This window comes from Mesorhizobium sp. CNPSo 4670 (assembly GCF_057784235.1).
The window spans coordinates 63,583-77,628 of sequence record NZ_JBWJFQ010000028.1 but is presented as its reverse complement, the minus strand read 5'-3'; the positions used below and the strand labels follow the sequence as shown (position 1 = coordinate 77,628).

Here is a 14,046-nt window from a genome sequence, read left to right as displayed (position 1 = left end):
GATCATTTTTATCCAAACCGTGAATGTCTCGTGACTTGGAGCAAGTCGCGGGAATGCAGGGTTAGCCCGTCGTCGAAGGCATTTCCGATGGTATCCACCACATGGATAAAACCCATACACACAATCAATTTTACAAATTCCGCCTAGGCCCATTAGAACACGCTAAATTTGACCGGAAGCGAGTGTATCGGCGTCAACATTTGCAAGCGGCGCGATAAGGGCGGGCAGTGCTGAGGGAGCTCTTCTGCTCCACGTCGCAGTGCAACGGGGACTCACAATGGTGCCCGAGGTCGCGGTCGACCTGTGATCGGAGACGCCAGATGCAACTTCGTTTTCTTCTCTGAAACGAGACTATGAACAATGCAGGTCAGCGGATTGAAGAAGCGCCGGTTTGTCGTCTCTCGCAGGCGTACGGGTTTCGGTGACTGTCTGTGGTCGCTGGCAGCGGCCTGGCACTACGCTCGGCGGTCGGGACGAACGCTGGCCATCGACTGGCGTGGATCCTGCTATCTCAATCAGCCCTTCACAAATGCCTTTCCGGTGTTCTTCCAGCCGATCAAAGACATCGCTGGCGTATCGGTTGTTTGTGACGACCGGATCAATGATTTTTCCTTCCCGGGACCATTCTTCCCAGCGTCGTGGAATAGGTCATCGCTCGACTGCGTTTACCGTCCAGATGAGCTGATTTTCCAAGAGCGCGAGGAATTAAGCGATCTCTTCAAGGCTGAGCACGATGTCGAAGCGAACACGGTCGTGTGTGACGCTTGTTTGATGTGGCGTTGCGATGAGGATGCCGAGCGGCAGGTGTTCCAGAGCGTCAAGCTCCGGCCCGAAATTCAATCACGCATAGACGCCATCTATCAGGAGCGTTTTGAGGGACACAGCATAATCGGAGTTCATGTTCGGCATGGTAACGGTGAAGACATAATGGACCATGCCCCCTACTGGGGTGACCCGGAGCTCGCCGTTCGCCAAGTGTGCACTGCGATTGATGAAGCTAAAGCGTTACCGCACTCAAGGCCGGTCCGGGTGTTCTTGTGCACGGACAGCGAGCAGGTCCTGGATCAGGTGTCGGCAAGGTTTCCCGATCTTCTCACCGTCTCCAAACGTTTCCGATCCGACCAGGCGGGCCCTTTACACACTGCAGCACAAGGCGTTGACGGCGGAATTTCCGCCCTCGTTGAGATGTATCTTCTCGGGCGCTGCGACACCGTCATTCGTTTTCCCCCGACCAGCGCCTTTAGCCGATATGCGCGCCTTTTCGTACCTCGGGTAATTGAGTTCGATCTGAAGGACCCAAGACGTCTGATTTTGATAGAAAACAGTCAAATCGCTGGTCCCGGCCGAGACGCGTCATGGCGGCCATTCAGCGAATGCAAGGAACCGGCATGGGGCCATTAGGTGCGCTCCACGGGATGCGGCTCAAGTCATAGGCCTTATATTCGGCCGCCGACGTCAAAACGCACCAAGCGCGACAGTGTGGCGGCACTCCCATTGCGCATGGCGTACCGCTGGCGCCGTCTGATGATCTGCGCCAACGAGGGATAATCTCGCTGGAGAACCCGGGCAGTCACCCAAACGCCTCGCGCCAAGCAAACACATCGGAGATTTCGAAGGTGGCAAACCAAAAAATAGCTTTGATAACGGGCATAACGGGACAGGATGGGGCATACCTTGCGGAACTGCTGTTGGACAAAGGCTACATAGTTCACGGCATAAAGCGTCGTTCATCATCATTCAACACCGGACGAATTGAGCACATTTATCAGGATCCGCACGATCCTGAGGCCAGACTTTTTCTCCACTATGGCGATATGACGGATGCAACCAATTTGCTGCGCATTATTCAGCAAGCCCAACCGGATGAAATCTACAACCTTGCCGCGCAAAGCCACGTCCAGGTAAGCTTCGAGACCCCTGAATACACCGCAAACGCGGATGCGCTAGGCACATTGCGCATGCTGGAAGCTATCCGAATTCTTGGATTGAGCAATCGGACGCGGTTTTACCAGGCGTCATCTTCAGAGTTATATGGGTTGGTTCAACAGGTCCCCCAGAACGAAAAAACACCGTTCTACCCGCGTTCACCTTACGCTGCCGCTAAACTCTACGCATACTGGACTGTCGTAAATTATAGAGAGGCTTACGGCATCCACGCATCCAACGGTATTCTTTTCAATCACGAAAGCCCACTTCGTGGTGAAACATTTGTCACGCGCAAGATCACGCGGGCCGCGGCAGCTATCAGCCTCGGCAAACAGGAAGTGCTTTACCTCGGCAATCTCGACGCTCAACGTGATTGGGGTCATGCTCGCGAGTATGTGCGCGGCATGTGGATGATGTGCCAGCAAGATAGCCCTGACGACTATGTCCTGGCCACGGGCGTGACAACATCTGTCCGCACGTTTGTGGAATGGGCATTCGACGAAGTCGGAATGACGATTGAATGGCTGGGAGAAGGCATCGAAGAACGAGGTATTGATGCCGCCACAGGCAAGTGCATCGTGGCGGTGGATCCACGTTATTTCAGACCGACGGAGGTAGATCTTCTCCTAGGCGATCCGACCAAAGCCCAGCAGGTCCTGGGCTGGAGACATGAGACAAGCGTAAGGGAGCTTGTCCGCGAAATGGCCAGGGAAGATCTGAAGTTAATGAACGGCACGTCACACTATGAGGGTCGGATTTGATGTACTCGCTGAGCGGGAAACGAGTTTGGGTTGCAGGACACCGAGGTATGGTCGGCAGCGCCATAGTACAGTCGCTTGCCTCAGAAGATTGCGACGTCATTGTTGCGGATAGACAAACCCTTGATCTAACGCGGCAAGAGGCCGTTCTGCAATTTCTGTCAAAAGAAAAGCCGGACGCCGTCGTAATGGCTGCGGCGAGGGTTGGCGGTATCCTGGCAAACTCGACTATGCCCGCCGATTTCATCTACCAGAACCTGATAATGGAGGCCAATGTCATCGACGCCTCGTTTCGAAATGGCGTTGAGAAGCTTGTTTTTCTGGGGTCGAGTTGCATCTATCCGAAGTACGCCTCGCAACCCATCAAAGAAGACGCGCTCCTGACTGGTCCGCTTGAGCCGACGAACGAATGGTACGCAATCGCAAAGATCGCCGGCATCAAGTTGTGTCAGGCCTACCGCATACAATATGGCGTGGACTTCATCTCGGCCATGCCGACGAACCTCTATGGTCCTCGCGATAACTTCGATCTTAGCTTAGGACATGTTCTGCCGGCATTGATACGCAAGGCACACGATGCAAAGGTCAAAAACCTGGATCGGATGTGTGTATGGGGAACCGGAACACCCCGTCGGGAGTTCTTGTACTGTGAAGATTGTGCCGACGCCTTGATTTTCCTGCTTAAACATTACTCTGAGGCAGAGCACATTAACGTAGGTTTCGGCAGCGACATGACTATTCTTGAGCTTGCACGAGTCGTTTGCGATGTCGTCGGCTTTCAAGGCGAGATAGAACTTGATGTCTCCAAGCCGGACGGAACGCCGAGAAAGCTTATATCCAGCGAAAAACTGCTAGGGATGGGGTGGCGCCCTAAAACATCCATCGAGGTGGGAATTGCCAAAACTTATGACTGGTTTATCAGAAATGTAGCGGACAGACAGACTGCGATGAGCGGGCTGAGAGTACCTCCCGCAGCAGAACCGCCGGCTTCGGAGTTCACCCGTCAAATCCGGACGTATCTCACCTAGCGTTCGGCGGCTGGAAAACGCAACAGTGGAGCGCCGGAACGAAGACGGCAGTGAGGATCAGTCCATCGGCAATGATGAACCGGCCGCGAAGCTCCCATGCACGATCTCTGGCCGGCCGGAATGTGTGAGGGAGGCGAGCACGAAATTTGCCTTCGTCGGGCATGATAGCGACCACGGCGTCCTCGAAGCCCAGCCATTCACGTGTGAGCGGGAACCATGCCTTGAAGATGCTTTCCTTGGCACTGAAAAGCAATCGGCCCCAATTGAGGCGGCCGGATGCGTTGGCCAGCCAATACCGTTCCTCGTCAACCGAGACGAGCTCCAATACGCCAGATGGCAACTCCTCGTCGACTTCTGCATCAATTCCAAGCGCAGCGCAGTCTTCATGGCGAGCGACGGCCGCAGCATAGAATCCAGCACAATGTGTTATGCTGCCAACCACACCAGGTGGCCAAAGCGGCTCACGGTCAGGTCCCCTTGGGATTGCGCAAGGAGGAACGCCGAGCTTGGACAATGCCGCTCTGGCGCAGGCCCGCCCGATCGAGAATTCACGTCTTCTGCTCTCGGCCGCGGTGGCGATTGCACTCTCTTCTTCAGCCATCACCGGCACACTGCCGACATTCGTTGTTCGACAGGTTTGCACAGCAACATATGGGGGGAGCAACGTATCCAGATGTCCTCGCTTTCTCGACCATGACCGTTGTTTGGCGGCTTAGCGCGCTGCGGTCCACTTCCGTGTTTTGTCCTCGCCCTGTTGACGGAGTGATCATTGGCGTGCCCGCACGGAGCGGTCTTGTACTGGATCTGGTTCTTCAACCACCATTTGAGGCAGAACCGATATGATCGCTCTTCATGTGAGCCCTTTAGCCTCGACCCGATCCTCCAGCTCAGCGAGGGCATTCTTCAGAACGCCGATCTGACCGCGTATTACAAACAGAGCAATCAGCCCCGCCAGCAACTCGGCAACCGCCTGGCTGGCCAGCAGCCCGTCAAAGCCCCAAATAGCTGGAAACAGCAGTATGGCAGGTATGAAAAGATAGCCTTGCCTGGCCAGGGAAACGACGGCGCTAAGCCGCACTCTCCCCAATGACTGAAGCAGGGTGATCGTAACGTACTGAACGCCAAAGAGGCCGAAGAAAAGGTGAAAAGCAACACAGGCAGAGGCGGCGATATCGATTACATCCACGTTATCGCTGAAAAGCGAAACCACTGGTCGAGCAAAAATCAGGACCAGGGCGGAAAAGCCGACTGAGAATGCGACGGTTATGGAAAGCATGAACTTGGCGGCCTTCTCAACCCGGGCGAAATCTTGTGCTCCCCAACCGAAACCAAGCACCGCCTGGGAGCCCATGCAGAAGCCTATAATTGGGAGTGCCCCGATCGTTGACAATCGCGTGGCTATTCCCACAGCGGCAACCGAAGCGTCACCAAATGGTGCGGCGGCGTGGTAGAAGAGCATGAATGCAACGGCAGACAAAATACTGGTGATGGTTGCCGGCGCTCCAACGGCCGCGATCTGTTTGATGCGGCCCATCCTAAAGCTAACGTAAGAAGTTCCCACACGGACAACCCCACGCTTCTTCAGGAAATATGCCATGTAGAGGCTGATAGCGGCGATCTGGGACAACAGCGTCGCGAGCGCTGCTCCTCGAACGCCCAGACCGAGCGAAAAAATGAAGATAGGGTCGAGCACGGCGTTTAGCGCGAAAGCCGTGATCATGGTCCACATGCTGAATCGTGTATTGCCCTCGGCCCTTACGATGAACCCATTGACCACGTTCAGGAGCATGAGAGTGTAGCCGAACAGCAGCGTCGATGCGTACTCGAGTGCGGCCGGCATGATTGTCGCACTGGTGCCCAGCAAAGCGAGAAGCTCGCGCAGCTTCAGGAGCAGACCGACAGTAACCGCCAATCCGATCGGAATCGCGAGAGCGAGTGCCAAGCTCGCGCCTCGGTTCGCCTCAAGCGACTTGCCAGCGCCAAGATGACTAGACACGAATGACGCCGTGCCAACGCCGATACCCTGTCCGATTGCCAAGAGGAGGACAACTATCGGAAAAGTCATGCTGACGGCGGCGATAGCCTGGGCCCCAAGCGTGCCTACAAAGATCGCGTTGACGAACTGCTGCAGCGCATTGATCGACAAGCCAATAATTGAAGGAATGGCGAGTCGGACGATGAGGCGGGAAAGTTTTTCGTCCGACAGATCAATGCGCTTTTCGGGTGCTGCCATGCTTCCGATTGCCCTGTTGATCACCTCGCACCGACTTATAGTCGGCCGAACGACCGGCTACTGCAGATGTGTTGATTATCTGGAGCAGTTCCTGGTGCAAGATTGTGCACAGGTTGCGGGTCGTTCCATAGCCAACCTGTCTTGGCTCGTATCTCACTTCAATCTGCAGCTCGCCGGCTTCGTATCCGACATTGAACCAGAAGAGGTAGTTCATGGCGGATTGTTTCATATTTTCGCCGATCCAAAGCGAGTGCGGATCTCTGCCTAACAGACGCCGTCGATAATGGTGTTGCAGTCGTGCTCGATAGTTCAGTCCGATCCTAGGCAACGGCAATTGGTCGATGCGCTTGCGCACTGCCGGATCCCGGTTCAAGAACTTCATAGCCCGAAGACCGATCCCCCGGCGCGGCAGCGCGTTGCGCTGCCGATATATCGAACGAGCGCGATCTTGAGGGGTGTCCTTCCCTGTCAGATATAAGGCAAGCGGAACCAGTTCGCCGACAAAACCGATGATCTGAGATGGATCGATGTCGTCGAACAATTCACCTCTGGTCGATGTGAGGCTGTCGATCCAAAGCGAGTAATTCCCGAATGCGCGGCCAAATGCCCCTGACAGGGCCGAAAGGACTATATCAAAATCCTCGCATTGTGCAGACGTCGCCGAGACATTGAGAAGTCTGGCCGTCTCCTCCTCGCCGAGCGTTACGCAATATTTAGCCTGATCCTGCCAAAGTGGCCTGCAATATTCTTCATTTAACAATCCCTCCAACCGTGCATAATGGAGCCTTCTGGCAGTTTCATCCAAAAATTCCGCTGTGCCCGATCCGTTATCGCTCACATGCAGATCGAGCAGATCATATCGAATCCCCTCCCAATATTCGAGTTCGCTTGGCGCTTCGCTATCTGCGTAATGGCCCAATCGCTCCAGCCAGTGAGAGAGAGACGTCGTCTCTTGATCCGCAATGGTCCCGCCTGCGGCTAGCGTAGTGTAGGCCGTTTCCAGTGCATTAAGGAACAGTCGGTACCCGGTCCCGTCGACCACGAAGTGATGCATCAAAACAAGCAGATAGTAATCGTCGCGCTCTGATGTCCGGAAGGCCGAAAGCCTGACAAGAGGGGTCTCGCCATCAAACCGAAAGCTGGTTTGACGCTCTGCGCAGGCGCCTTCGATGATCGTCAGCTGTTCTGCCGGGGTCATGCCGACCAGATCTATTTCCTCCACGAGGGGATTGGGTATCGGCCCGATTGCCTGCGATAGGCCGCTCTCGGTTTGGACTATTCGAAGTCTCAGTCCTTCGTGCCGACCAATGACATGAGCAAGGGCGCCTTCGAGGATTGATAGGTTCAAAAGACCGGCCGGCAGGAAAAAGAGGTCGCCTATGTTGTAGTGCTCGCCTAGCCCGACAAGGCTTTTCCAAGAGGAGACGCCAGGAGTCACTCGCATCGGTCCAGCGGGGAGCTCATTGGCAGAGTTCGTCGTGGCCGCTGCGATCTCCTTGGCCAGTTCCCGAATGGTCGGTGTTCTGTACAGTTGGGCGACGGTCAAGCTCAACCCGGCTTTACTGGCTAAGGTAACGCAGCGCACGCTCAGAAGAGAGTTTCCGCCAATATCAAAGAAACTGTCATCGATCCCGATGGATTTGACGCTCAACAATTCCTGCCAGATCCCGGCGAGAAGTCGCTCCCGTTGCGTGCTCGGCTCAGGGGATTGCACACCCCGAAGCTCGCGCGACCGGACAGATGAGAGACGGCAACGATCTATTTTCCCGCTCGCCGTGAGTGGCATGTGGTCCACGATGCGGAACTCGGATGGTATCATGTAAGGTGGCAATTCCTTCCGTAAGTGATTCACCAAATCTGGGGAGGTAAGGCTGTCGTCGGTTAGGACCACGACGGCCACCAGTCGGCGATTTTCGTCTGCTCCCCGAACGACTGCCGTGGCCCTCGCAATTCCAGGATGCGCTTCAAGGGCGGTTTCGATTTCCTCCAACTCGATTCGGAAACCACGGAGCTTGATTTGGTTGTCCGATCGACCGCAAATCTCCAGAAGACCTTCGGCTGTGACGCGAGCGACATCGCCACTGCGATAAAGAAGGCCGTATTGGCCGTCATCGTATGGATTGGCCACGAAACTTTGCTTCGTTCGTTTGCGGTCGCGCCAATACCCGGTGCTTAGGCAGCGTCCCGCGACGCAAAGTTCGCCTGCTACCCCGACGGGAACCCGCTCAAGCTGTGCATTGAGCACATAGGTTTTCACATTGTCGATTGGGCGCCCGACCGGCACAACTTTAGAGCCATCGTCGGTCTCCGATGTTGCATAGACTGCCGCATTAGACGCGCATTCCGTTGCGCCATAAAAATTCCATAACGGCACATCCGGAAAACATTCGCGCCAACGAGAAGGAAGCGATGGCGGCATTGGTTCAGCACTGCTTGTGACCAGGCGCAAGCTGGTCGCCTGCGCATGTCGCTTTTGGGAAGCGATCAGACCGGACAGAATGGGCGGGGAGGCGAACAATCGAGTCACGCGATGCTTCGTCAAGGCGCTCAACAAGAGGTCGGGGTCGAGCAAATATTCATCGGTCAGGATCAGCGTCGGGATCCCCCTCAGGAGACCTCCAAAATACTCCCATGCTGCTGCAACAAGTGCCCCCGACTTCTGAACGACGGCCACCTCGGCGTCATCAAACGGAAAGCATCGCCACATCCAGTTCAGTCGATTGAGTATTGCGGTCTCAGGTATGAGAGCGCCTTTGGCTTTACCCGTGGAGGACGAAGTGTAGATCAGGCTCGCTGCCTCCTTATCAGGCCGCTCCACCTCGCAGTGCGACGACCGAGTGGGGCAGGATCCGGCCTGCAGGGAGGACACGCTAACGGACGGGACGCCGAAATCGATCTCTTCATCCGCGCTGGCGTGGATCAGGAGCTTGGCACGGCTATCTCTGATGATGTGGCTGATCCGTTCCTTCGGGTAATCTGGCGATATAGGCACGACAGTCGCCTGCACGGCTCGGATGGCCAAAGTTGTAGCGGCCACATCTGGTGACCGATCGATCAGCATGGCGACCATGTCGCCCTGCCCTACCTCGCAGGTACGCAGAGCGGACTGGATCGCCGCCATGCGCTCGCGCAGTTGGCCGAACGTGACTTCTCCGAACTCGCCGAAATACGCCACCCGGTCGTTCTTTGCGCTGACGCGAGCGAAGGCCTGCACGAGCGAAGGCTCGTTCTCATATACCTGCTCGGGGCCCTTGAGCGCGTCCAGCATGGCGACCTCCGAGGGGCACAGGCAGTCCAGGGCGACTATCGGCTCAGCAGGACTATCGACACAGGCAGCAATAAGCTGGCGAAGGTTGGCGGCCATGCGAGCGATCAGCTCACCTGAAAAAATGTCTTCTGCATATGCCAGTTGCAGCGCAATCTCATCGCCCTGGTCTTGCGCATATAGGGTAAGGTCGAACTTTACATAACCTGTGTCATACTCACGAAACGTCAGATCCAAATCGCGTCCGGCCGGCGGCTCCTGGGGTTCGGAGTACATATTGAACATGACCTGGAAGATCGGAGATCGACCAGCTTCGCGGTACAATCGGGCGTCCCTCACCATCCAACTGAAAGGATACGCCGAATTCGCGATTGCATCGCTGACAAGAGTTTGCACACGCGTCACGTGAGCCACAAAGGACTTGCTGACATCGATCGTGGTTCGGATTGGCAGCATATTGAGGAAGAAGCCAACGATCTCCTCGGTGCCTGTTTGGTCACGCACGACGTGCGGTATACCGACAATGACATCGTCCTGACCGCTATACATCCGCAACACGAGCTTAAAGCATGCCAACAGCATCGTGGATGTGGTGCACCTGTACCGATGAGCAAAACGCCTCACTTGATCCGACAGTTCTTCGCCAAGCGGAACCGCATGCGAGGCCCCGCGGTAGGAATTTCCCTTCGGCCGGGGTCGATCGCTCGCTAGCAAAAGCGCGGGCGGGTTGTCGCCAATCTGCCCACGCCAATAGCGCTGCTGCTCAACCAGCGATTCCGGTGTAACGTGTACAGCTTCCCAGTGCGCATAGGCCGAGAGTGACACACGATGCTGTGGAGGAAACGGGGCAGCATTGGAGTATCTCGTTCGCAGGTCTCTGAGCAGGATCGAGATTGACCAGGCATCTATGATGATTTCGTGCGCGGTTATCAGTATTAGATGGTCATCTGGGGCAAAGCGGATCATGCGCGCACGAAACAAACGGCCCTGGCTGAGATCAAAGGCGTCGTCGAGCTCGGTCTGCCGCATCTCCACCACTAGCGCCTCAGCCTCCTGTGGCGTGAGGTGATCGGCGTGAACCAATTCTAAGTTGGCGGGGTGCGTAATATCAAAAATCTGGACCGGCCCGTCGTCGTCGCTGAAACGAGCCCAGAGCGCGTCGTGGGCCCCGACGACATCGATCCAAGCTTCATTGAAGGCAGTGGGATCGATTGCTCCTCGTATGCGCAGGCCACCTTGAATGATGTAGTTCTTCGCATCCGGATCGAGCTGCCAGAGGAACCACAGGTGTTCCTGCACCCGTGTCAGCGTTGACCGTCCGTGCTTCTGGCCCGCCGGAAGCACGTAGTGCGCGGTTTCCGATTGGCTTGATAGCGATGCCGCCAGCGACCTGACGGTCCCATTTAGCACCAGCCTGAAATCCATCTTCGCCCCCAGCTGCCTCTGCAGCCGGGCTAATACAAGCATCGCCCGCAGCGAATCCCCGCCCAGATCCATGAATTGGTCGTTCACGCCGATACCTTTGACGCGAAGAACGCTGGACCAGATATCTCGCAGCTTGGTTTCGAGCTCCGTCTTTGGTTCCTCGAAGGAATTCGGCAGCTGAGGGCGAATAGTTGTGGGGTTCGGCAAAGCTGCAAAGTCGACTTTCCCGTTTCTGGTAATTGGAATGCGATCGACATGAATGATTCGGTCCGGGACCATGTAGGCAGGAAGCATTTCGGCAACAAAGCTTCGGAGTTCACTTTCCACGACTTCGGGAGAGGCCGACACGTAGGCCACTATCCTTCTTGGCCTGTTGCCGCCGTCGGCCTTGGTTATGTCTCTTGCTGTAAGCTTCACGCCTTTATTGACGGGTGCTATGGCGACGGCGCCACTGACCGAAGGAAGGGTGCAGAGCCGAGACTCGATCTCTCCAAGCTCGACCCGGTGCCCGCGAATCTTGACCTGGCGATCTCGTCTGCCAAGACATTCCAGCAGCCCGTCAGCTCTGAAGCGTCCGAGATCACCAGTTTTATAAAGGCGCCGATGGGATGGATGGCTGGAGAACGGGTTTGGAAAAAAAGCATCTTTGGTACGCGCGCTATCGTTGATGTAGCCAGCAGCGACACCGACTCCGCTAACACAGATCTCGCCGACTTCGCCCGTCCTGCACGGCCGCCATCCATCGGCGACATAGACTTCAAGATTGGAGATCGACCGACCGATCGGTACATAGGCGTCAGCTGTACCCGGTGGGATAGAAACCACATGGTGTGTGACCCCATCAGCACATTCTGTCGGGCCATAGTGATTGAGAATTGGGACGTGGGGATATAGGGCCAACCAAGCGCGCGCCAAGGCAGGCGTCAGCGGCTCGCCGACCGTTGAGATCATGCGCAAGGCACTGAGGGGTCGCTCGTCGACCGAGAGTGTCTGCAGATAGTCAACAAATATGGCAAGCACCGATGGCACGAATTGAACAATTGTGACGCCCTGTTCCCCGAGCGCCTTGAGAAGAGCGATCGGAGATCTAAGCGTGGCATCGTCGATAATCGCGACGCGGCTTCCAACGCATAGCCCTGCCAAGAGCTGCCACAGCGAGATGTCAAAGCAATGCGAAGCAGTTTGAGCGATGCAGTCCTTTTCGGTCAGCTCAAGCGCATCGATCTTGGCCGTCAAATGGTTGTTTAGTCCAGCGCGCTCGACCATCACACCTTTTGGCCAACCCGTCGAACCGGACGTAAACAAGATGTAAGCCAGGCCGCGTTCAGCCGATGAGGGCATCACGGAAGCGGCACTGTCCCCTGTTAACGCGGTCTGCACCGCCATGAATTCTCGATTGCCATGGCTGTTTTGTTGAAACAGGGCTTCCGGTCGCTCTTTCCCGATAATCAGAGTGCAGCCACTCTGCTCGACCATGAATGAAGTGCGTGGGGCGGGTAAAGATGGATCGAGCGGCAAGTAGGTCGAGCCGCCCTTCAGGATTGCGATTACTATTGCTGCCCAATTGGGATCTCGTTCACCCCAATAGCCCACGATCGCTCCCACCGCGCAGCGCGCTCGTAGCGTGCTCGCGATGCTGGCCGACATGGCGCGCAGCTCACCATAGGTGAGTTCCGCCCCGCCATGCGTAATCGCGATTCTGTCCGGAAACGATGCTCCGATTTCATCGATAGCCGCGATCACATCGGTGAACCGACGTCCGACCAGATTGTACTTCTCACGTGGATTTTCGTTAAACATGCGCATCCAGCTCTGCGCCGCTACTTGCGCGACACTCGAAACCTACAATTTTTGGGGTATGCCCCGTTCTGGGAGTCCAAGTTGCGCCGGCGGTCCTCGGTCGACTGCGAACAAGGTCGGAATTCTCAAGAAAAGCCGGGGCCATCCGAAGCTTGTTCATTTCGCCTGCGCGGTCGAGCGCGATCCGATGCATCAGACTCGGACCTTCTCTGTCAGCCTCACGCGTCCTCCGACCGGGGCTCTATCTGCAAGACATGTTGCTCTCCAAAGCTATTGCCACAGGCTGCGCGACGCTATGCGCGAGACGAAGCAGCCCTCACGCAATTGTTCCCGCATCTCAATGAGCAAAGGCCGTGCCAACGCGCTCAGCCGGGGGGAAGCACATGATGCGCGTCGAAAAACCACAATGTCTAAGATGGCAGGTGTAATGAACCTGACATCTTACTGTCAGGTTTTGGACACGCATCACGAGCATCGCACCGCCCCAAGCGTGCGCCGCTACGACGTTGTTCCGTGCTATGCGCGGACAGGGTCAAAGAACTGCGGCGCGGCGGCAGATGCCGAGGCCCGCTCCATTAAGCACGGGCGGGGACTTCCTCACCTGCTGTGGTGATAGAGGATCTGGACCGGCAGCATCCTAGCCCTCGAGTTCAGCGCCAGTTCGGCCGCACATGGCGCTCTTGAAGGGTTTTAAGGCGGTCGGATCTGCAGCGGGGGTGTCGATTCCATCCCTGCCCCATCGATGGCGCGTCCGGATTACGCGCATTGCCGACCAGGCTTCAACCTCGAAGCGTCCCGGCTGCGAGAAAATCCCGCCAGGCTGCGCCCCACCCAGATTCGGCCTGGGGCTGCCATCTGCTGCGCGGTTCGCCCTGCAGACAGCAGACAGCGCTGCGCACGATGATCAGCTCCGCGCCGGTGCCCGTCGCTCAAACCGCCCAGCAGGGCAAATCCAACGCTGCAAACAAACTCAAAACTGGATAGAGATTGGGGCCGAGGTCAGTGGTTATCCGTCTGTCTTCTGGCCACTTCAGTGCCCTCGTCCTCTTTCCGCCGGCCGAGCCTTCCAACGCGGTATCGATGATGACGATCCCTTCGAGAGATCCGTTTCTTTCGAATAGCGTGAACGGTCTGCGCCCTCTTACTTGCTCCGGCCTTCAGCCATGCCTCCTGCGTTTCCTGCCGCATTCGGCGAAGTGCCGGGGCCTTACCGTGCAACACACACTGAAATGCGACAGGTCGACCAAATAGTCAGATTTGTGCTGAAGGGTTTTCAGGCAACCCTAAAAGGAAATGGCAGCTCTTGGTGTTCACGCTGCCGCTTGCACTAGCCTAAATCTTGAGAAGACACAGAGGCTCTTCGGGTAGAAAGCCGACAAGGTTTGGGCGAAGCTCTGGGCGGCGGGCGATCAGATGGCGGGTGAGGGTCGACCAAATGCGACTGGAAGCTCAGACTGCGATCGCAATGATGGCGGTGACGCTTGCCACCCGCCTCATTTCTCATATTAAGCATTTGCCGACTTGGCGACCTGTTGCCCTGTCGCCGCATGATCAGCACGTCGCCAAATCGCATCGAGGCATTGCAACAGATCTTTCAAAGAAATTCATAGA

General features: G+C 56.4%; 6 protein-coding genes. 3 read left to right on the top strand and 3 right to left on the bottom strand.

What is annotated here, in order from left to right; all coding sequences use genetic code 11:
* Positions 1–360: 360 nt before the first annotated feature.
* From AC0ZT5_RS31805 to fcl, 3 genes are all read left to right on the top strand, one after another.
* Positions 361–1,401: a nodulation protein NodZ gene (locus tag AC0ZT5_RS31805; protein ID WP_488499637.1), complete on the top strand. Its 1,041-nt coding sequence runs from the start codon at positions 361–363 to the stop codon at positions 1,399–1,401.
* Positions 1,402–1,616: 215 nt separating this feature from the next.
* Complete coding sequence (gene gmd, locus AC0ZT5_RS31800) at positions 1,617–2,687, top strand: GDP-mannose 4,6-dehydratase (protein ID WP_488499636.1); 1,071 nt, start codon at positions 1,617–1,619, stop codon at positions 2,685–2,687.
* A complete protein-coding gene (fcl, locus tag AC0ZT5_RS31795; protein WP_488499635.1) occupies positions 2,687–3,712 on the top strand; it encodes a GDP-L-fucose synthase in 1,026 nt (341 codons plus the stop codon). Before gmd ends, fcl begins: the two co-directional genes overlap by 1 nt.
* On the opposite strand, the gene AC0ZT5_RS31790 is transcribed toward fcl, so the two are convergent.
* From AC0ZT5_RS31790 to AC0ZT5_RS31780, 3 genes are all read right to left on the bottom strand, one after another.
* On the bottom strand, positions 3,705–4,313 hold the full coding sequence (locus AC0ZT5_RS31790) for a 4'-phosphopantetheinyl transferase family protein (protein ID WP_488499634.1): 609 nt from the start codon (positions 4,311–4,313) through the stop codon (positions 3,705–3,707). The genes fcl and AC0ZT5_RS31790 overlap by 8 nt on opposite strands.
* A 249-nt stretch (positions 4,314–4,562) precedes the next feature.
* On the bottom strand, positions 4,563–5,945 hold the full coding sequence (locus tag AC0ZT5_RS31785) for an MATE family efflux transporter (protein WP_488499633.1): 1,383 nt from the start codon (positions 5,943–5,945) through the stop codon (positions 4,563–4,565).
* The gene (locus AC0ZT5_RS31780; protein WP_488499632.1) at positions 5,920–12,441 is read right to left on the bottom strand and encodes an amino acid adenylation domain-containing protein; all 6,522 of its coding nucleotides are present in this window, start codon (positions 12,439–12,441) and stop codon (positions 5,920–5,922) included. Before AC0ZT5_RS31780 ends, AC0ZT5_RS31785 begins: the two co-directional genes overlap by 26 nt.
* Positions 12,442–14,046 lie beyond the last annotated feature (1,605 nt).